Below are 20,569 nucleotides of genomic sequence, written 5' to 3'. Positions count from 1 at the left end.
TCTGCCAACTCGTTGAACGGATTTTCTCGATGCGAAAGTTGAGTAAATAACAAAAAACCACTTCCCTAAAGAAATGGTTGAATTAAAAATAGACAGAATAACCCCATCAATCCACTTCCCTTCGCTAGCATTACCTAGTGCAGGTTAAAAGGGTTAAGACAGCAGTCTCTCTCAGCTTAAAAGCACCCCTAGCTTCAAAATATTCAATTATACTAAAACTTTAACAAATGAAAAGCATGAATACAATAAATAGTTCATTCAAAGGAAATAGAAAAGCTTATTCAGTGGATTACGTAGGAAATACAGCAGGTGGAGGATTCCAAATGGTTATCTCTTAAAACAAATTATTCACTTTCTTCCCAAATGATTTCCACATTCCATTTATTCGCCAGTTTTTCTAAGTCATCTTCATATTGAATATATAATTCTTCAGATTTAACAAACAATCGATCGGATTGAATGAAGTCCTCTGCTAACCAAAGTTGATTGCCTTCGATCGCTTTATTAAAAGAATCGATCAAAATTTCATGAACTTCTAATATTTTCGCATGATCATATTCTTCGGAAATACGCTCTAATTGTCCCATTAATTGATTCAATTTCGGTAAAGTCTCTTCTTCCGTATATGTATAAAGTTCTTCATAATCTTCAATCATCGCTTCTTCGATCATTAGTGATACATAGTCACTTGTAACCCGATCTGATTCATCAATATAAGCGATAATTAAATCTTGTTTACTCGAATAATTATAATAATAAATCCCGGAAGCCACTAATACAATCAGCCCCGCTAAGACTGATATTACCTTTTTGCTCACTCAACTATCCCCATTCTTCATAAAATTAAATGTTTTTCCTAAAATTTGAAAACACAACATCTTACATAATAATCCACATGATCCAATTTAACAATAATTCGAATGGTATAGGTCATTAGGAGTGGGCTTTATCTGTTTACTGAACGCGGATGAATCAGGAACCACCTCGTAATTAGTAAAACCACTGAAAAACGGTCTACTCATCAAATATGGTTACATTAGTTAGCTATACTCCGCCAGCTCCATACCCTACACGTTCCGCGGGTGAGTCGAGAGTCTCCAGGTATTGCGCTGGTTCCGTTTTGAATAAAGGAAAAACAGTTAAAGCCATAATGGATCATCAAATGAATATCCAAATTTTTTTGAAATTCTTCCCAGTAAAAGGTGAGAATGGGGTTAAACAAAATGCGGAATGGGCCTCTTTATTGAGCATGTCAAAGTAGAAAAATTCATCATTATCCCCTTCAGACCTCCTGTGATAGATGTCAATGAGTAAAACGGTTTCTGCACTTGCTCCAAGCAACTTGTAAAACCTAAATAAAAATAAGGTAGGGAAAAAAAGTCCTAAAAGAGTTGGATGACTAGAAATAACGGTCATCTAACTTTTTTTATTTGGAAATTCCTTATGTTATCTTCAAAAAAGGATGGGAAGGTTCACAAGTATTAAATGATGAACCCTCTATCTTAGTGGACGAAAACATGCGGAGACTCCCGTGGGATCTAGTGGCAGGGCCGAAATCCACCGGCCTAGCCGGTTAGTTCGGCGGCACCCCACAGGACGCGGAGCATGATTTTCGGGAACGGTGAGAAAAACACCTCGACTTCTGTTCCAATATATATATTTTCATACTAGGGAAGGGTTTTGTCCCAGCCTCATTTCCTACGTTTAGTCAAGGGGTTTCTGATCCATGTAGGTTAAGGTAATTAATTTCTGCAGGGCCCGGAGGGCCCTGCAGAAATTAAAAAGCACTTGCTGATCAACTGAATAAAATTAGACTTTTTGTTGGGTAATCTAACGTAGGAGGATACTACTTATTTTATTTTCTAGTACGACTACGTATGATTAGGCATAAGAAATAAACCTCAAGTCTAGTTCATTTAAAATGAGGTTCATGTGATATAATACTTTTATTGGTCCGTTGAGACCGCGTGCGAGTAATCGTACTTTGTATCATTTCTAACCATGGAATGAATACACTTTATAAGCTTGTTCATACAAGCGACAATGGCAACCTTGTCCTTCTTGGGGGTAGGTTGCTTTTTTAATTTGTAATAGTAATCGACAATGTGATTGGGAGCTGCCTTTTGTTGGCGAATCATGTTTCGGATAATTATATATAAAATCTTTCTCCCTTTGGGATTTCCGCGTTTATTGATATGGTCCTGTCCATGATATTTACCTGATTGATATCTTCGAATATCAATTCCAACAAAGGCATTCACTTGTTTATGGGTGGAGAAGCGGGATACATCACCTAGTTCCCCCATGAGCAGGGCAGCACTTATCTCACCGATACCAGGAAAGCTGATGAGCCGTTCGAATTCAGGAAGGGTTTTAGCTTCTGCAATCATCGCTCGGGACACGTGTTCTTTTTCTTCTAATAGGTGAAGTAGCTGACGTGCATAGTACTGTACTTTTTGAGTTTGAACACTGTTGGACGGCACAGCTGGATACGATGATTGTGCGTACTCCATAATGGTTATGGCTTTTTGTTTCGCTCGTTCCTGTGATATTTTTTTCTTCGTGTGATTCACTAAAAGATCCTTAATCTTTGTAATACTGGAACCTAAAACAAGATCAGGGTGAGGGAACAGTTCAATCAGTGTTAACGCGTATGGGGTGAGTCTATTTGAGAAGAACTGTTCAAGCTCTGGAAAACTCATATGCAGGGCATTGTGTAAGTACATACGCATACGTTTAATTTGTTCCTCTATTTCTTGATAAAAGCGAGAGAAATCACGCAGATTTTGATAGACATCCGATGGATGGATCTTTTCTTCTCTTCTGTGATGGGTGTGAGATTGAGCTAACATATGTGCATCGTGCTTGTCCGTCTTCCAACTTCTGAGTGTATTTTGTTCGAGTTGCTTTTTAGCTGCCAAGGGGTTTAAGAGACAATAAGGCAGTGCATTCTTTTGGCAAAATGTTTCAACCGGCTTTGAGTAAATACCTGTGGATTCGAAAACCACTGTCACCTTCCCAGGGAGGCTTTGAATTTGATGGAGCAGCTGTTGAAACCCTTTAAGATTATGGGCAATCTCTTGTTCATAAATGCATGTTTGATTTTGATAGATGACGACATAACTTCTCCCCATTGAAACATCTAAAGCAGTTACAAATTCCATGTTTTCTCCTCTTTTCATACGAAAGTTGAAAGTTCTTCACTTATTCATTCCGATTCCCATTTCCTATACACGAGCTCAATGGCCCCAACATACTTAAAACTGATTCAGTAATGAAAGTGAAGAAGCTCGGTTTGATTTCCGGATTCTGAATCCCTGAGGCTTTGGTCGAGCTTTCTTTCACCTCTCACTATACTCCTAAAAGAAAAATAGTGGGTAAAATCATCCGTCGATGATCTTACCCACTAATCTTAGTATGTTTATACCGATTAGTCATTTTAAGAGCACTTGTCTTAAACATATTGACTTGCTCTCTCTAGCTCCTTCAATTTCATGCGATCTTTTTTTAACACTTCCTGAACATTGGGGCCAAACCATTCTAATGAAGCATCTATATCTGAATGCGAATTTAATATCTTTTCAATAATAGGTTCATATTGAATAGCTCCTTCAAAAAGAGGAACCATTCCTTCCCTTGTACCTGCTGGAGAATAGACATTATCCTGTTGAAAAACATGTAACTGTTCTCTTGAAGTAATATTTTTAAAATGAAAATGAGAAATATGATTTTTTAATAACGAAAAAGCTTCGAGTGGATCCACACCAGCTTCCCATATATGCAAGACATCAAAATTCAAGCGTAGTCCTGGGTGAGCTACTTCCTTTACTAACCGAATAATCGACTCTAGCCGATCGGCAAATGTATTTGGATGTGTTTCGATAAGTAACAACTGGTTATTTTTATAGAAATAATCGGTGATGTCTCTTAAACGTTGAACAAGTATTTGTTTTTCTGTTTCAGTCATGTCCAAACTTGATTTATTTCCTGCAAATATACGAACTTTTTTCGTTTTCCATGCTTTTGCTGTCAATGATAATAATTGAACAGAGTCCATCAGCTGTTCAGTCGTTCCCATTAAAGGTACATAGTCACTCACCATTGTAATAGGTAAACCATAAGATTCTAACATGTCTATGTTTGTAGGAGCTTCGGCTAATAAATTTTTAGCATGGACACCCCAAAGCTCAATTCCTTGAAACTGATGATCGTTGGCCCATTGTGCAAGATTATTTAATGATTGAAGTTGATGGCGAAACGAAATGGTACATAATGAGACGTTCAAAACGATCCCTCCCTTATTCTATGTCAGTTGTACTTGTTGATTTGGTTCATTATCGGATCGAACCTTTTTTTGAGACCATTCATCATAAACTTGCTGCAACCCTAACTTGATCTTAAACTCTTTTTGATGAAGAGCCTTTAATTGTGACAACACCAGCGTTAAATCTGGACTCTTCCCCGTCAGAGCATAACGCATCGCTTGATATTGTAAGGTTGTAAACCCGTTAACAAGATGTTCTATTTCATCGCACCATGCTTCAAACTCATCCTCCTCTTTCCCTAAATGAATCCAAAAATAAGCAAATGCATGTTCATACGCATATTTCCTTATCGCTAACACAGGGATTTGCTTGAGAGCTTCAGTTAATCTCTTTCGACTTTCTTTCTTTTCACCTGTTGAATAACAATGAATAATATTTGCAATAGCGTCTGTTAAAGGATTGGTTTTAAGCTTTAAGCAAGTATTAAAGTAAGCTTGAATAACTTCATCATCTGGCACACGAAGATGATCGGTATCGAAGTAATAACCTCCTTCTACAGAAGGTTCACGAATGGCTTCAAGAATCCGCTCTTTTTCTAAAACTCCTTCCCAACGAAAATCCGGATCAAACATCAACCATTTATCTGCGTCCTCGGTTTGTTCGATCATGACATAATGCGGAAAAGGTTTTTGATGAAATTTATTTTTTCTTTCAGGTAATTCCGATAAATCAAGCATCACCATTATCGATCGTTCTTCCTGTTTATTCTCGATTAAATGGAGCAATCGCATGATATTTTGTTCTTTTGTTTCACTCTTGTCATACCATTGATACATCTTAATTCCATACAATCGTTCATACCATTCCTTAAAAAAATCATGGTCAATGTTAGGAGAATGATAAGTTAAAATATGATCTTCTGTTACATCAAAATCTGCATCCCACACGCCAAAATAGTAGGGACGGTGATCGACTCCTTCTTTTTTTTTGATCACTTCGCAGACACAACTAACAAAGCAGTGGACTTTTATCATATTAATACTCCTTTGAGACTTGGTTTTGTGGCAATGAATCTAAAAATTCAACTAAGCTTCCAATCGTTTGAAAATTTTTAGGGATAACCATCTCATCTGGAATGGAGAAACCCGCTTCTACTTCCAAAAACAAAATGAGTTGTAACAACATAAGTGAATCCACACACAAATCTTCATTTAACCTCATACCATTATGTAAAATGCTAGGATCAGCTAATTTTAATTGTTCAACGAGGAACTCATGAATCAATTGAGTAATAGCTTCTCGATTCATCCCGATACCTCCACTAGTTTTTTTCGACTTATTTTCCCATTAGGTAATCGCTCAATAGCATTTACTTGCTTACATTCAATTGGGATTTGATGACTAGGCAATTGGTGAAAGCACCATTTTCTCAGTTCTTGAACATCTAGCCCTTCCTCATCGGAGACGAATTGACAACATACTCTTTCCCCAGCATATAAATCTGTTTTTTTGTACACTACAATATCTTTTATTTTTGGATGTTCTAATATCACTTCTTCAACTTGATGGGGATAGACATTTAAACCAGCTACATTAATCATGTCATCTATTCTCTCAAGATAAAAAATTCCTCCCGTTGCATTAAAGTATCCTAAATCCTTTGTATAGATCGTTTTATTTCCTAAGTGAATGACTATTTCACTTGGCTCAGTCTCATCTGTTCCTGTCTCGATCTCAAGGTGACTAAGTGGGAATCCGATCTCCTCATGACTTGTTAACTGATGCTTCATTAAAACACACCCTGCTTCTGAACATCCGTACTGTTGAGACAATTGATTCGTGATTTTCTTTAATTGGACAAAGAGTTTTTTCGGTAATAGCATTCCTGAAGTCATCACACAATCTAACTTCATATCCTTTTCAACAAAATGACAAAGCGTTTGTAACAAAGCAGGCGAAGCATATAATAAGTGCTCCGGATATTTCTTCAACATTTTGACCATATATTTTGGATTTTGATTCGTTATAATAACTGGTGTTATTCCTCGATTGAGAGAAGAAAGAACTCCACTTATTAACCCATAGGAATGAGTAATGGGGCACATAATAATCGTTGTTTTTTCTTTTTGTCCACTCAGTGCTTGATTATAACTTTCTATTTCTGTATCAATTTCTTCCCATGTTCTTTCAATACATTTTGGTTTTCCCGTCGTTCCAGAACTCATTTGGATGAGAACACCCATTGATTCATCTGTTTCTCGATTTAAGTCAATCGGATTTTCTAACGATTGATAAAATAGTAAATGACTCGATGTCTCGTTAGCAGCTCTAACGGCCGCCTCCTTTGGAGAACTTGAGTGAATGAGCGTAATGGAACTCCCTTTTTTTCTCACATAGAAAAAAAGAGCTAACATTTCAAACGGATCATTTAAGCAAACCGCGATGCGTTTCTTCTCACCATCTTCAAATAGATTCAATTGTTCACATTTATTTTGCAGTGCTTCTAAATCGGCAACTGAATAAAATTGCTCATTAACAAAAAGCATTAAATGTCACCCTTTCTCTAAAAATCAGTCAATGTATTTTTCACTCGATGACCATATTCCGTCGCATCATCATTGCTCACTTTTTTTGTTAATAAAGATTCTACATAAATAAAAGGACTTTCCGCTTGGAGCTGCTTATGTCGTTTCACTAGATCGGGATAGAGAATTAAATGTTTCGTAAGTGCTACTTTCACTTTATGCCAAAACAAATTTTCTTCATAAGAATAGTAGCTCTCCATTAGATGTGATAGTTCACTAAAATTAAAGACAAACAACGTATCCATGACTAATTCTCTTAATGCTTCTACATTTGACATCCAAAAATATTGATCGATTGGACTGTTTTGATAACACTCATTTATTACCGTAAAGGAAGGGAGTCGTTCTGGGTTGGCTAAATACTCTTTGACATATTCCACACTCTCGTGAAAGTCACGAACAATGAGTCGCGTTGGCCATCCTTCTTCATGTAATAAAACCATATTTTGAGCATGGGCTTCTAATGCCACACCGTGTTTGATTAATAAATGCCAAACTGGAATAATCGCTACTTCAATAAGACGCTCGAGCCAATTTTCTATCCCATAACGACTTAACCACTCATCAATAAAAGGTTTTCCATCTGCCTCGATTTGTATGAGTGCCGTAAAAGGTAGAGCTTCTTCTCCTTGCTTCATATATGTTCTTACATTTTCTCGCCAAATTACAGCTAGTTCAGCTTGTTCACCATCATCCATTTGTAACTGTTTATGTTCCAGTACCATCCCCGTATATTCTTGCAAAAGCACAAGCTTACTCTCTTTTCGTAAAAATGGATCGGACTCTACAATACCCGTTAACCATGCAGATAGATACGGAGCGGTACAAACGGAATGAGTAGCTAAAGTTCGAAGCGAGGATGTATGGGCGACACTCATTGAAAACTTTAGGTTTGCTCTATTTCGGCTTGTCGTATTTAAAAGTGTTCGAAGTGATTGCGTTGCCTGATAACGCTCATCTCCATATGTAAGGAAGACAATCTCTTCTCGCTCAAGTTCTGTTCTTAAATCCTCTTTTTTCTGCTCCCATTGCCATGGGTGGACAGGGAAAAACGTATAATCAGCACGTGACTTCCCGAATTCTTCTAATTTAATTACTAATTTCTTAAAACTTTCCTCTCCTAATTCTTCTCTCCAAAACTCATCCTCATTTCCTGGAAATTTCATTTTTGTCTGTCTCCTTAATACGGCAAGCCAGACTAACTCAAACGAATTGGCTGCTTCAGGTCCGTAAATTTCATGATCGGTTATCGAAAACCCGGTCCGAGATTTAAAGCATGGATGATAAGGGTGACCTTCCAAAATCGCTGATTCTAGTTCTTCATACTCAAACTTCCTTCTTATGTGCTTGAACAAATGTTTCTCATTCCACTCAGTAAAATAAACGGTCTGTTTTAATTCATTTATTAACTCTTTCTTTTTCTCTTTCGTTACAGCTAATTCTTCAACAAGTTCCTGAACTGTCGCTGGACGAGGCGGACTATTTGTATGACTAGCATAGATGGACATTTCCTCTAGTCTGATCCTTCCAAATGCACCTATCTTCCCTTGACACTGATAGCTATTGAACCTGCCTTTAACAAGGAAATTTAACAATTTACTTTCTGGATTTCCTATCATTTCATATTCATAAGAAAGCAAGTTCTCAAAAATAATCGCTTCCATGAGCTGCCTTCTTACACGATATTCCGCTTTAGACATGACCTTTTGAGGTAACAGCATATTCGTCCTCCTCTCTCTTATTCGCACGATAAAGTAGAAATGGATTATCAAATTTAGCATATACAGCTTGTTCAAAATCGGCTTCTAATTCGTCAACATCAAGTAACCTCGTCAATAAGTTTGCCTTAAATGGAAGCTTCTCGCGATTTAATAGATGATGAATAAAACGACGACCAGCTCCTTTAAGTTCCTGTTCAAGCTCTTCCATTCTTTGCGTCAAAACACTCATTAGCTCGTTTTCAGAAATAAGCTGATCGATCCCAAAACGGTTAATAATGGAAAACAGATGATTAAAAAATAAATAGTAGGTAAACCTCTCATGAATCATCGTTTCTTCATAAAATAAATCATAAGCAAACTTCAACCCTGATTGCTCTTCTACAAGTTCTTGTTGATACTCTTTTGATAAATAATAGCCTTGATTATCGCGATAATAGTACCGTTCTGGATAATTGGTTGTTAAATCAAGTAAACTATTTTGCTGGTGTGCTTCAAGAGCAATTCCATGTTCATCAAATAAAGAAATAAGAGGCACCATTACATTTTCCAAATACTTCTTAAACCATTTCAAACTAACTTCTTCACCCGAGCAAATCTCCTTCTCAGTAAGTGCCTCAATTTGATTCACCAATAACGACTTTTCGCCTGGCATTGGATCCTGAACAAGTGCAGCTATCGAACTAATTCCTTTCGATTTCTCTCCTCTAAATGGATTTACACGTATAATCGTCTCAAAACCTGTTTCTTTTCTTCCCGGTAGATTTACCGTTAAATAAGCTAAATCATCAATGATTTCAAAAGTAGGATGGTTCTGAAAAAAAGGTAAAGCTCTTTTTAACTTTGCCATTGCAACCCCTGCCTTTAACTCAGCTAACCGGTTTACACGCAATGAATTCGTTATTTTGACTGGAATTGAGAATTTAAGCATCCAATCTTGATTAGCGTTATAAACGGTTCTCATCGAGGAAGTTGCCGTGTACGCTGCTCCTAAAGGCCCTAAATACTCCATTATTCCTCTATTGATAGCCTCCTGCACATATGTTTGCTGTAAAAGCCATTGTGTTTGTAATGGATGCATAGGAATGAGGCTCAACTCACTATGATTCGAAACCTCTCCTTGCTCAATACTCGAATCAATCATCTCTACAGCCTTGATTTCTAAAGCTGATTCCTGTTTTATGTATTCATTTTTGACTCGGAAATAATGCAATTGAAATTGTCCTGCTAATTCCGGTGCATAATCATTATGTTGCCAGTTGGCCATCCCTTGCCTGCTCTTAGGTGTCGGATGAAACCAATGTCCAAAGAGGAGCGACTGTTCCGTTTCAATAAACTGTGGCCTCTTGGATCTCGAATTCAATGGCTCAACTAGTCTATGATCAAGATATACAGCCATCGTCTTGTAGCTTTCAAAAAATCGAACGAGTAATTCATCAAAGTAGGTTAGTGCCGCACCTTCTTGATGAATCAAATTGTTTTTAGACTGAAGATGAAGTTCTCTAATCAGTAAAACGATAGCGGAAAGATAATCTTCCCCTTCCCAATCTTGATTGCTATCGTGTGAGCTCAATACCGTTCCAAACAAATGCTTTCCAACTTCTGAACGATATTCTATTTCAATCGCTAATACGATCGATTGTTTTGGAAGGTGTAAGGTTAGTATATTTTCTCCTTTTAAAAAATAAGAAGGATAAAACTTATTAATAAACTCTTCCTTTCCATACCATATTCCGTGATCAACTTCTCTTATATAGCCATTTAAAAATGCATGAAAAGACGCCTTTTCTGCAATAAAGTTCGCTTGCTTCACCATGACTCATCCTTTCTCGGTCTAATCCCCCAGTAAATGATATTCATTCTCAATAAATGCGTTAAAAAAAAGAGGCACTCTCTTTTGACTCTAAAGAAATAATTGCTCTAATTCTCCTTACATATATTGAATGCTTTTATTTGTTGAACATCGTTTCATATAAAAAAAGGAAAAGTCTAACCATATTTGTGTCTTTCATTCTAACGATAATGATATTCATTATCAATTAGACGTTGTACCTATTTTTAATATAGTACTAAATAGTAAAAAAGCAACCTTATTTATTTCTCACCCCTCTTTTTACACTGTGCTTTCTTCAATTTTGTTAAAAATGCGACTTTTTTTAAATTTGTACATCTGGTTCTAAATATCCGTTAACTAAGGCCTCTTTTTTATTTTATTAAAATAACTTTATACATTGGGTTGCTTTGCTTCGCCTCGAGTTCAAAATACATATTAACTAGCAAGGTAGCTCTCTTGCTTTGACTTTGTCTGAACCTACGCACAGCCGCCTCTCTCTTACTTCGAACTTTCTCGCCTAAACCAAGTACAATAACAATAAAGGTAAGAATAGAACCTTTTCCTTACACCATATTTAGCACAAAAAAAGACTGTCCTCATAAGGTCATTTTCATAACCTTACTGGACAGCCTCTCTTATATGGACCCAAATCGGATCGACACTTTTTCTCATATAACAAAATCCTTATTTACTAAGGAATTTTATTATTTTAACCAATCGAACCTTCCATCTCGAATTTAATCAAGCGGTTCATTTCAACAGCGTATTCCATCGGTAATTCTTTTGTAAACGGCTCGATAAAGCCCATAACGATCATTTCTGTTGCTTCTTGTTCCGAAATACCACGGCTCATTAAGTAGAACAATTGGTCTTCCGATACTTTAGAAACAGTTGCTTCATGCTCCAATGTAATATTGTTGTTTAAAATTTCGTTATAAGGGATTGTATCTGACGTTGATTCGTTGTCTAAAATTAACGTATCACACTCAATTTTTGATTTTGAACCTTGAGAACGACGTCCAAAGTGACAAATACCACGGTATGTTACTTTACCACCTTGTTTCGAAATCGATTTAGAAATAATGGTTGAAGAACAGTTTGGTGCAAGGTGAGAAATTTTTGCCCCTGCATCTTGGTGTTGGCCTTTACCCGCAATAGCGATAGAAAGAACCGTTCCTTTTGCCCCTTCTCCACGCATAATAACCGCTGGGTATTTCATCGTTAATTTAGAACCAATGTTACCATCAACCCATTCCATCGTTGCACCAGCATCAGCTACCGCACGTTTCGTTACTAGGTTGAAGACGTTTGGTGCCCAGTTTTGGATGGTTGTATAACGACAGTAGGCATTCTTTTTAACGATAATTTCAACAACCGCACTATGAAGAGAGTTCGTTGTGTAAACAGGTGCTGTACAGCCTTCAACATAGTGTACAGAACTATCTTCATCAGCAATGATTAGCGTACGCTCGAATTGACCCATATTTTCTGAGTTAATACGGAAATACGCTTGTAGTGGAGTTTCTGTTTTTACGCCTTTTGGAACGTAAATGAATGATCCACCAGACCATACTGCTGAGTTAAGAGCTGAGAACTTGTTATCCGTTGGCGGAATAATCGTTGCAAAATGCTCTTTAAAAATCTCTTCATGTTCTTTTAAAGCTGTGTCTGTATCTGTGAAAAGAATTCCAAGATCCGTCAACTCTTGTTTCATATTATGGTAAACAACTTCAGATTCGTATTGAGCAGAAACCCCTGCTAAATACTTTTGCTCTGCTTCTGGAATTCCTAATTTATCAAACGTGTTTTTGATTTCTTCTGGTACTTCATCCCAAGACTTCTCTGACTTCTCTGATGGCTTCACATAATACGTAATGTCATCAAAGTTTAGTTCAGATAAATCGCCACCCCATTGTGGCATTGGCATATTATAAAAGTGCTCTAGCGACTTCAAACGGAAGTCAAGCATCCATTGTGGTTCTTCTTTCATACGTGAAATCTCTTCAACGATCTCTTTCGTTAACCCACGTTTCGAACGGAAAATTGATACATCACGATCCGAAAAACCATATTTGTATTCACCGATATCAGGCATTTTTTTCGCCATCGGAAACCCTCCTTCTTTTACTTACCAGTCTCTTCGTTTAACCCTTTTTCCATCGCTTTCCAAGCTAAGGTTGCACATTTGATTCGTGCGGGAAATTTCGACACCCCTTGTAGAGCTTCAATGTCCCCTAAATCAAATTTTTGGTCATCATAATCTTTTCCGAGCATCATGTCAGAAAAAAGATGAGACATTTCAATCGCTTCATCCTTCGTTAACCCTTTAATAGCTTGGGTCATCATCGAAGCGGATGAAAGACTAATTGAACAACCTTCTCCTTCAAACTTAGCATCTATTACTTTACCCTCTTCAACTTTCATTTGAAGTTGAATTCTATCTCCACATGTTGGGTTATTCATGTTGACTGTTAATGTGTCTCCATCAAACTCACCACGATTACGTGGGTTTTTGTAGTGATCCATAATAACTTGGCGATATAAGGTATCTAGATTATTAAAAGACATCTCCAAAGTACTCCTTTGTTTTTACTAATCCAGTTACAAGACGATCAACATCGTCCTTTGTATTATACAAGTAAAAACTAGCACGGGCTGTCGCTGTTACATTTAACCACTTCATCAATGGTTGAGCACAATGGTGTCCGGCACGAACTGCAATCCCATCAGCATCAAGAGCCGTCGCCACATCATGAGGATGAACATCGTCTAAGTTGAACGTAACGACTCCGGCACGATGTTTTGGACCATAAATCGTCATTCCTTCAATTTCAGACATTTGCTCCATCGCATAATGTGCTAATTCTTGTTCATGCTTTTCGATTTCAGAAAGACCCACCTCAGTTAAGAAATCAATGGCCGCACCTAAACCTATCGCACCTGCAATAATAGGCGTTCCACCTTCAAACTTCCACGGTAACTCTTTCCAAGTTGAATCGTATAAACCGACAAAATCAATCATTTCTCCACCAAATTCAACTGGCTCCATATTCTCAAGCCACTTTTTCTTTCCATAAAGGGCACCAATTCCAGTTGGTCCAACCATTTTATGTCCAGAAAAGGCAAAGAAATCACAATCTAAATCTTGAACATCAATTTTCATATGCGGGGTACTTTGAGCTCCGTCGACAACCATAATCGCTCCATGGCGATGAGCGATTTCAGCAACTTCTTTCACTGGATTGACTGTTCCTAATACATTTGATACATGCATCATTGTCACAATTTTTGTTTTGGCAGTCACTATATTTTCTACATCTTTTAAATCTATTGTACCATCTTCTTGTAATGGAATGTATTTTAACGTTGCTCCTGTCGCTTTAGCCAATTGTTGCCAAGGAATGATATTTGAGTGGTGCTCCATTGGAGTTAACACAATCTCATCGCCTTCTTTGACGTTCGCTCTCCCGTAACTTGAAGCGACCAGATTTAACGCTGTTGTTGTTCCACGTACAAAGATGATTTCTTCTATGGAATGAGCTCCGATAAATGAGCGAACCTTTTCGCGGGCCCCTTCATATCCATCTGTAGCAAGTGTTCCCAATGTATGAACACCACGATGAACATTAGAGTTATAACGACGATAATAGTCTTCTACCTTCTCAATCACTGAAATCGGTTTTTGAGAAGTGGCCGCACTGTCTAAATAGACAAGATTGTTTCCGTTGACTTGTTGATTGAGTATTGGAAACTGCTTTTTCAGCTCAAGAGCATTCATTACTTAACTTTCCTTTCAATTGCTTCACGTAAACGCATCTTTACTGAATCAATTGGTAACTCTTCTACAACAGGTGCTAAGAATCCGTGAATGACTAAGCGCTCCGCTTCTTTACGAGAAATACCACGGCTCATTAAATAGAACATTTGTAACGGATCAATTCGACCTACAGATGCTGCGTGTCCAGCAGTTACATCATCTTCATCAATTAATAAAATTGGATTTGCATCTCCACGAGCCTTTTCGCTTAGCATTAACACACGCTCTGTTTGTTCTGCATTTGATTTAGAAGCTCCGTGTTCAATTTTACCAATACCATTAAAAATCATCGTTGCATTATCTAACATAACACCATGTTTAAGGATTTGTCCGTCAGAATGTTTACCATGGTGAATGATTGATGTTGTAAAGTTTTGCTTTTGACTACCAGTTCCAACAGATACTGTTTTCGCATCCCCTGTTGAACCTTCACCAATTAAATGAGTTGTATTTTCAGAAACGGTATTTCCATTATTCATTTGACCTAATGCCCATTCCACACGACCATCGCGTCCAACATGTGCTCGTCTAACGACATATGTTGTCACCTCTTCAGATAAATGGTCCACCGCACCAAATGATACTTTTGCTCCATCTTCAGCGTAAACTTCTGCAATGATATTCACTACACCATTTGTAGTAGAAGGTGATACATAGTTTTCAACATAAGTAACAGAGCTATTCGCTTCCGCTACAACGATAACATGGTTGAATAATCCACCGTTTTCACTATCTAATGAAAATACCGCTTGAAGTGGTACTTCGACTTGAACATTTTTTGGAACATATACAAACAGACCACCATTTAAAAGGGCTGCATGTAAAGCCGTTAAACGGTTCTCATTAACATGAACAGCTTCACCGTAAAGATATTTCTTAACTAGCTCACCATGTTTGACTAATGCTGTTTGAAGATCAGTAAAGATAACACCTTGTTTATTTAAGTCTTCACTCACTTTTGTAAAAACCGTTTGTCCGTCTTGTTGCACGACAACGTTTTGGCTTGTTGCATCGACTAATTCACGTAACTCAGTTGAAAGAGCCTCTAATGAAGCAACAGCTTCTCTTTTTGTTACTTCACGAGTAAACTCTGTGAAATTCCATTTTTGAATTTTTGTTTTATCTGGTTTTGGTAGCTCAAGTGTTTCAACAAGCTCCAAACCTTGTAAACGGATGTCCTGAAACCATTTTGGCTCATTGCGTTCATCCGAGAATGTTTGAATTTGTTCTTTATCGAACGTTAACGTCGTCTCGATTGACATATTTACTCACCCTTTACTGTTGTTCATTTACTAAACTTATTAAGCGATACTTCCAATTGGATCAAGCCTCTCCTAAAAAGAGGGGACGATTAAGAATTAACTGTTTCGTCTTCAATTCCTAATTCATCTTTAATCCAGTCGTAACCTTCAGCTTCTAAACGCTCAGCTAATTCTGCTCCACCAGATTTTACGATACGACCTTGCATCATAACGTGTACTTTATCTGGAGTGATGTAGTTTAATAAACGTTGGTAGTGAGTAATGATTAGAGAACCGAATTCTGGGCTACGCATAGCATTAACACCTTTTGAAACGATTTTTAATGCATCAATATCAAGACCAGAATCGATTTCATCTAAGATTGCGATTTTTGGCTCTAACATTAATAACTGAAGAATTTCATTACGTTTCTTTTCTCCACCAGAAAATCCTTCATTTAAGTATCTTTGAGAAAACTCAGAATCCATATCAAGTACTTCCATTTTCTCATCTAATTTACGGATAAATTTCATTAAAGAAATTTCATCGCCTTCCTCACGTTGAGCATTAATCGCAGAACGCAAGAAATCAGCATTTGTAATTCCACTAATTTCACTTGGGTATTGCATCGCTAAAAATAGACCAGCTTGTGCTCTTTCATCCACTTCCATTTCCAGAACATCTTCACCATTCATATGAATCGAACCACTAGTGATTTCATATTTAGGATGCCCCATAATAGCTGATGCTAAAGTAGATTTTCCTGTTCCGTTAGGTCCCATGATCGCATGGATTTCTCCCCCTTTAATTTCTAGGTTAAAATCTTTTAGGATTTCTTTACCTTCTATAGATACTTTTAAATTTTCGATTTTCAAAAATGGTGCTGTCATGACTTTACCTCCGTTTAATCGCGTCGATTCGCGTACATTTTTAGAATTGAATCATTATCAATCTATTCTCATTATCATTTTATAACAAATTTAATCTAAATTCAAGTTCAGCAAAATAGGGGACAAATGAATTATTCACAATCCAAAACGAAAAAATCCCTTTATTTCACTAGAAAATCTGACTACTTTTAATCATGAACATAATGAGAAACCTCTATACAATTTATTCCCAAAAAAACCCCATCAAAATCAATAACGCTTAATTAATTGAGAAAAGGGTGTTTTCTAAATGAAAGAAACAGAGTGATTCAAACTCACTCTGTTTCTTTATATTTTATGCTTGCTTCTATTACTTGTCCAGTGAATCGACCATTTTTTTCGTCATTTCATATTCTTTTTCTCTATCTTTCTCCACTTGTAGCCTTTTTTCAAAACTGTTATTATATTCCGCCATGCTCATTCCGTGTGATTGCTGTAATCCCTTTTCCATTTCTGGTGAATGTCCATTCTTTTGCGGTTGAATAATCAATCAATCCCTTCGGTTATTTACATCTATGATCGTATCATTAGTGATATAATCTCACAAACTTCACTAGATGTACTGACATAGGTTCTATCCCCTTCAAATAGAAGCACGAAACATAAGCTTCCTTTTATATGTATATCGATTCATTTCCTCCCTTATCCTCTTTTATCCGCCGTAAACCTTTAGGAAGATTGATTAGAATCACCAGAATTTGAATTAGAGTTTGAATTTTGTTCGAATTCCGATAAGGCTTCCAAAACAAGAGTGACCGCTTGACTCATCGCTGCTCCCCCACCAAAAGCAGCTGTCACCGCAATTGCTTCTAGTACTTCTTCTTCTTTACAACCTTCATCAAGGCATCCTTTCGTATGGTAAATCATACAATATTCATCCTGGGCAATAACACTTACGGCCAAAGCAATCAACTGCTTCTCTCTTAAGGTAAGCTTTCCTTTTTCAAAACATGCTTCTGTAAACGCATTATATTTTTTGGCAATATGAGGCATTTTTTTTGAAAATTTTTGGGTTCCTTCTTTATATTCCTGCAAAGCGAGTGCAATCGGACTTTGTGGATCTTGCTGTTGCTGACTCCCTGACATCGTTATCCCTCCATTCACCTATTTACGTCAATAGTATGAGATAGCCCGAGGTCGATTATTCTAAATAAGCGAAAAAAGATATTTTGTCCTGCCCTTTCCTTAGGTCACTGAAAAAGACTATTCGTTAAAAATGGTTACAGTAGTTAGCTATACTCCGCTGGCTCCATACCCTACGCGTTCGAGGCCACTGAAAAACTCTGAGCATTAGAAATGTGGCTATATCATTTAGTTTACTCCACTCGCTTCATGCCCTACGCGTTCCGCGGGTGAACCGGGAGTCTCCAAACATTCCACTCGCTACCCTGTTAAAGATGAGCATGAGACTTTTTCAGGGGCTTACCCTTTCCACTTGCAGGAATCGGCTCCCACCCCTTCCACTAGTTAGAGATCATCTCCTGGCATGAGGTAGGTCTCTTTTTTCGCGTCTCATCCACCATTAGGCCATAATAAAAAGCAGACGAGGTTTTAATTTCCTCGTCTGCTTTATGAAAAGCTACTAGCCCATTAATCCACTAAAGAAATAACGGCACCATTATATTTTTCTTGAATAAATTGTTGAATTTCTTCCGACTGAAGTACTTCTAAAAGCGTTAAAATCGCTTCACTATTTTCGTCTTCAGAACGGACAACTAAAAGGTTTCCTTGTAATTTATCATCGGATTCAAAAGCAATTCCATATTGATCAATATCAACATTTCCTTCAAGGGCATAGTTTGTATTAATCGCGACAGCATCACCTTCGCCTGATTCAAATGATGGAGCGAGCATTCTAGCTTCAACTTGTCTTGAACCAAACTTTAAATCTTTCGGGTTTGATGAAACATTATCAATCGTTGCTAATTCGCCTTCTTCGACATCAAGTTCAATTAAACCAGCATCCTCAAAAATCGGCAAAATACGTCCATGATCACTTATTGAATCACTTAAAATAATTTCAGCACCTTCTGGAAGCTCATCTAAACTTGCATAATCTTGAGAATAAATTCCAATAGGTTCAGCATGTACAGAACCTACGCTAACAAAATCATAGTCATATTCAGAAATTTGTTGAGCTAAATAACCTGGTGTTTGGAAGTAGTTTGCATCTAAATCCCCTGACTCTAATTCCTGATTCGGTAAAATGTAATCAGAGAATACAACAATATCTAGTTCAATTCCTCTTTCAGCTAAAATCGGCTCAGCCGCTTCAAGAATTTCTTGGTGCGGAACTGCTGAAGCACCAATTCTAATTGTTTCTACTTCTGCTGCTGAATCATCCCCATCACCAGCTTGATTATCATTACCTTCATTGTCACTACCGCATGCTACAAGTGCAAGTGTTACAGCGACCGCTCCTAGTGTACGAACAAATTTTTTCATACATTTCTCCCCCTCTTATCGTTTATCTGTTTTATTTGTTAAAAAGTCACCAATTGCTTGAATCACAAAGACAATAAGCAATATAGCAACTGTTGCAACCACCATTAACGATGAATTATTTCTTTGCCAACCTTCAAGGAAAGCGAGATGTCCTAATCCACCTGCTCCTATTACTCCCGCCATTGCTGTAAAACTAACAAGTGAAATACTTGTTACTGTAATTCCCGATATTAAGGCTGGCATTGATTCTGGCAATAAAACCTTCCAAATAATACGAAAGTTTGAAGCCCCCATTGAGTGGGCCGCTTCAATGACCCCTTTATCGACTTCACGTAAAGCAATTTCAACCAATCGAGCATAAAATGGTGCAGCTCCTATTATTAAAGCTGGTAAGGCTGCAGTTGCACCAAGGATGCTCCCCATCAACATTCGAGTAAATGGCATAAGTAATATAATGAGAATAATAAATGGAATCGAACGGAAAACATTGACAATCGATGCAAAAATAAAGTTAATAACCTTACTTTCCCACATATTCCCTTTACTCGTTAAATAAAGCATCAAACCTAAGAAAATCCCGATTACGAATGAGGCAGCAACAGAAATTCCTGTCATATAAAGCGTTTCTTTTATAGCTTCCCATAAAAGATCCCATTTCACATCAGCTAAAAACTCTTCAACCACGCTCGATCACCTCCCATTCGACTTGCTCACCTTGAATGAAGGTAATCGCTTTGTCTATCTCTTCTTTATCACCTGTTAAATGGATAAAAAGAGTCCCGTATGAGCTTTCTCTAGTTTTCGAAATTTTACCTTGCAATATATTCACATCAACTTGATATTTGCGAATCAGCTCAGTTATCAGTGGGCGCTCTGCCCCTTCCCCAACAAATGTAAGCTTAACGACCTCACCATCTATCCCTTGCTGTAGCCAATGTTCGAGTGACTCCATCGTTTCTTCAGGTTCAGTTATTTGTTTGACAAATTCCTTCGTCATATCTTGCACTGGTTTGCGGAAGACATCAAGGACAGGTCCTTGTTCCACAATTTTCCCTGCCTCCATGACGGCAACTTGATGACAAATTTTGCGAATCACATGCATTTCATGAGTAATCAAAATAACGGTCAAACCTAACTTTTGATTAATATCAACAAGCAATTCTAAAATGGAGTCGGTCGTTTTTGGGTCAAGAGCTGATGTTGCTTCATCACATAATAAAACCTTGGGATTATTTGCAAGTGCTCGTGCAATTCCGACCCTTTGTTTTTGTCCCCCACTTAGCTGTGACGGATAACTCCCACCACGACCTTCAAGTCCAACAAGTGATATTAACTCTTTAACTCGTTCTTCTCGTTCCTTTTTTGGGACTCCAGCAATCTCCAATGGAAAAGCAATATTATCAAAAACGGTGCGGGACCATAGTAAGTTAAAATGTTGAAAAATCATCCCTATTTCTTGTCTGGCTTTTCTTAACTGAGGTTTTGAAAGCTTTGACAATGATTTACCCGCTACGACAACTTCACCACTCGTTGGTCTTTCAAGCATATTTAACATCCGAATAAGCGTACTTTTACCAGCACCACTATACCCGATAATGCCAAAAATCTCGCCTTCATTTATTTGAAGATTAATTCCATCAACCGCATGTACTGGACCATCCTTTGTAAAAAAAATCTTTTGGATGTCACTTAAATTAATCACGTTGTTTCTTGCCTCCTGACAACTTCTCTATTC

Annotated in this window: 18 protein-coding genes and 1 riboswitch; all 18 genes read right to left on the bottom strand. The window is 37.5% G+C overall.

From position 1 onward, the window contains the following. Positions 1–99: 99 nt before the first annotated feature. A riboswitch (TPP riboswitch) is annotated at positions 100–200 on the bottom strand. 144 nt (positions 201–344) lie between these two features. After that, entirely contained in the window at positions 345–818 is a 474-nt protein-coding gene (locus tag AA0017_RS00880) for a hypothetical protein (protein WP_413378624.1), read from the bottom strand. 1,128 nt (positions 819–1,946) lie between these two features. Continuing rightward, on the bottom strand, positions 1,947–3,164 hold the full coding sequence (locus AA0017_RS00875; protein ID WP_413376313.1) for an IS110 family transposase: 1,218 nt from the start codon (positions 3,162–3,164) through the stop codon (positions 1,947–1,949). Positions 3,165–3,454: 290 nt separating this feature from the next. Beyond that, positions 3,455–4,285, bottom strand: coding sequence for a sugar phosphate isomerase/epimerase family protein (locus tag AA0017_RS00870; RefSeq protein ID WP_413378622.1), 831 nt, complete (start codon positions 4,283–4,285; stop codon positions 3,455–3,457). Between the two features lie 18 nt (positions 4,286–4,303). Next, the gene (locus AA0017_RS00865) at positions 4,304–5,299 is read right to left on the bottom strand and encodes a DUF6005 family protein (RefSeq protein ID WP_413378620.1); all 996 of its coding nucleotides are present in this window, start codon (positions 5,297–5,299) and stop codon (positions 4,304–4,306) included. A gap of 1 nt (position 5,300) precedes the next feature. Further along, positions 5,301–5,573 carry a phosphopantetheine-binding protein gene (locus tag AA0017_RS00860; protein WP_413378618.1) on the bottom strand — a complete coding sequence of 91 codons (273 nt, stop codon included), beginning with the start codon at positions 5,571–5,573 and terminating at the stop codon, positions 5,301–5,303. Further along, the gene (locus AA0017_RS00855) at positions 5,570–6,811 is read right to left on the bottom strand and encodes an AMP-binding protein (protein WP_413378616.1); all 1,242 of its coding nucleotides are present in this window, start codon (positions 6,809–6,811) and stop codon (positions 5,570–5,572) included. Before AA0017_RS00855 ends, AA0017_RS00860 begins: the two co-directional genes overlap by 4 nt. 17 nt (positions 6,812–6,828) lie before the next feature. Continuing rightward, the gene (locus tag AA0017_RS00850; protein WP_413378614.1) at positions 6,829–8,571 is read right to left on the bottom strand and encodes an IucA/IucC family protein; all 1,743 of its coding nucleotides are present in this window, start codon (positions 8,569–8,571) and stop codon (positions 6,829–6,831) included. Then, on the bottom strand, positions 8,543–10,384 hold the full coding sequence (locus tag AA0017_RS00845; RefSeq protein WP_413378612.1) for an IucA/IucC family protein: 1,842 nt from the start codon (positions 10,382–10,384) through the stop codon (positions 8,543–8,545). The genes AA0017_RS00850 and AA0017_RS00845 overlap by 29 nt, the downstream gene beginning before the upstream one ends. Before the next feature lie 727 nt (positions 10,385–11,111). Continuing rightward, on the bottom strand, positions 11,112–12,509 hold the full coding sequence (gene sufB / locus AA0017_RS00840) for a Fe-S cluster assembly protein SufB (RefSeq protein WP_413378610.1): 1,398 nt from the start codon (positions 12,507–12,509) through the stop codon (positions 11,112–11,114). Positions 12,510–12,526: 17 nt separating this feature from the next. After that, on the bottom strand, positions 12,527–12,970 hold the full coding sequence (gene sufU, locus AA0017_RS00835) for a Fe-S cluster assembly sulfur transfer protein SufU (RefSeq protein ID WP_413378608.1): 444 nt from the start codon (positions 12,968–12,970) through the stop codon (positions 12,527–12,529). Continuing rightward, complete coding sequence (locus AA0017_RS00830; protein ID WP_413378606.1) at positions 12,960–14,180, bottom strand: cysteine desulfurase; 1,221 nt, start codon at positions 14,178–14,180, stop codon at positions 12,960–12,962. Before AA0017_RS00830 ends, sufU begins: the two co-directional genes overlap by 11 nt. Beyond that, positions 14,180–15,481, bottom strand: a complete 1,302-nt coding sequence (gene sufD, locus AA0017_RS00825) for a Fe-S cluster assembly protein SufD (protein ID WP_413378604.1) — start codon at positions 15,479–15,481, stop codon at positions 14,180–14,182. Before sufD ends, AA0017_RS00830 begins: the two co-directional genes overlap by 1 nt. 89 nt (positions 15,482–15,570) lie before the next feature. Further along, a complete protein-coding gene (sufC, locus tag AA0017_RS00820; RefSeq protein ID WP_413378602.1) occupies positions 15,571–16,350 on the bottom strand; it encodes a Fe-S cluster assembly ATPase SufC in 780 nt (259 codons plus the stop codon). Between the two features lie 349 nt (positions 16,351–16,699). Continuing rightward, positions 16,700–16,879 carry a hypothetical protein gene (locus AA0017_RS00815; protein WP_413378600.1) on the bottom strand — a complete coding sequence of 60 codons (180 nt, stop codon included), beginning with the start codon at positions 16,877–16,879 and terminating at the stop codon, positions 16,700–16,702. 179 nt (positions 16,880–17,058) lie between these two features. Further along, positions 17,059–17,475, bottom strand: a complete 417-nt coding sequence (locus AA0017_RS00810) for a carboxymuconolactone decarboxylase family protein (protein ID WP_413378598.1) — start codon at positions 17,473–17,475, stop codon at positions 17,059–17,061. A gap of 504 nt (positions 17,476–17,979) precedes the next feature. Continuing rightward, the gene (locus AA0017_RS00805; RefSeq protein WP_413378596.1) at positions 17,980–18,834 is read right to left on the bottom strand and encodes a MetQ/NlpA family ABC transporter substrate-binding protein; all 855 of its coding nucleotides are present in this window, start codon (positions 18,832–18,834) and stop codon (positions 17,980–17,982) included. 15 nt (positions 18,835–18,849) lie between these two features. Further along, positions 18,850–19,449 carry a methionine ABC transporter permease gene (locus tag AA0017_RS00800; RefSeq protein WP_413382317.1) on the bottom strand — a complete coding sequence of 200 codons (600 nt, stop codon included), beginning with the start codon at positions 19,447–19,449 and terminating at the stop codon, positions 18,850–18,852. A gap of 61 nt (positions 19,450–19,510) precedes the next feature. Continuing rightward, a complete protein-coding gene (locus tag AA0017_RS00795; protein WP_413378594.1) occupies positions 19,511–20,536 on the bottom strand; it encodes a methionine ABC transporter ATP-binding protein in 1,026 nt (341 codons plus the stop codon). Positions 20,537–20,569 lie beyond the last annotated feature (33 nt).

The organism is Alkalihalobacillus phoenicis (assembly GCF_047302405.1).
GTDB lineage: Bacteria > Bacillota > Bacilli > Bacillales > Bacillaceae_D > Alkalihalobacillus.
This window is presented reverse-complemented; position numbering and strand designations above follow the sequence as displayed.

What these genes read in the sequence shown, in the direction of transcription:
- AA0017_RS00875 (WP_413376313.1), bottom strand. Translation starts at nt 3,164, where the DNA reads ATGGAATTTGTAACTGCTTTAGATGTTTCAATGGGGAGAAGTTATGTC.
- AA0017_RS00865 (WP_413378620.1), bottom strand. Translation starts at nt 5,299, where the DNA reads ATGATAAAAGTCCACTGCTTTGTTAGTTGTGTCTGCGAAGTGATCAAA.
- AA0017_RS00860 (WP_413378618.1), bottom strand. Translation starts at nt 5,573, where the DNA reads ATGAATCGAGAAGCTATTACTCAATTGATTCATGAGTTCCTCGTTGAA.
- AA0017_RS00855 (WP_413378616.1), bottom strand. Translation starts at nt 6,811, where the DNA reads ATGCTTTTTGTTAATGAGCAATTTTATTCAGTTGCCGATTTAGAAGCA.
- AA0017_RS00850 (WP_413378614.1), bottom strand. Translation starts at nt 8,571, where the DNA reads ATGCTGTTACCTCAAAAGGTCATGTCTAAAGCGGAATATCGTGTAAGA.
- AA0017_RS00845 (WP_413378612.1), bottom strand. Translation starts at nt 10,384, where the DNA reads ATGGTGAAGCAAGCGAACTTTATTGCAGAAAAGGCGTCTTTTCATGCA.
- sufB (WP_413378610.1), bottom strand. Translation starts at nt 12,509, where the DNA reads ATGGCGAAAAAAATGCCTGATATCGGTGAATACAAATATGGTTTTTCG.
- sufU (WP_413378608.1), bottom strand. Translation starts at nt 12,970, where the DNA reads ATGTCTTTTAATAATCTAGATACCTTATATCGCCAAGTTATTATGGAT.
- AA0017_RS00830 (WP_413378606.1), bottom strand. Translation starts at nt 14,180, where the DNA reads ATGAATGCTCTTGAGCTGAAAAAGCAGTTTCCAATACTCAATCAACAA.
- sufD (WP_413378604.1), bottom strand. Translation starts at nt 15,481, where the DNA reads ATGTCAATCGAGACGACGTTAACGTTCGATAAAGAACAAATTCAAACA.
- sufC (WP_413378602.1), bottom strand. Translation starts at nt 16,350, where the DNA reads ATGACAGCACCATTTTTGAAAATCGAAAATTTAAAAGTATCTATAGAA.
- AA0017_RS00810 (WP_413378598.1), bottom strand. Translation starts at nt 17,475, where the DNA reads ATGTCAGGGAGTCAGCAACAGCAAGATCCACAAAGTCCGATTGCACTC.
- AA0017_RS00805 (WP_413378596.1), bottom strand. Translation starts at nt 18,834, where the DNA reads ATGAAAAAATTTGTTCGTACACTAGGAGCGGTCGCTGTAACACTTGCA.
- AA0017_RS00800 (WP_413382317.1), bottom strand. Translation starts at nt 19,449, where the DNA reads ATGACAGGAATTTCTGTTGCTGCCTCATTCGTAATCGGGATTTTCTTA.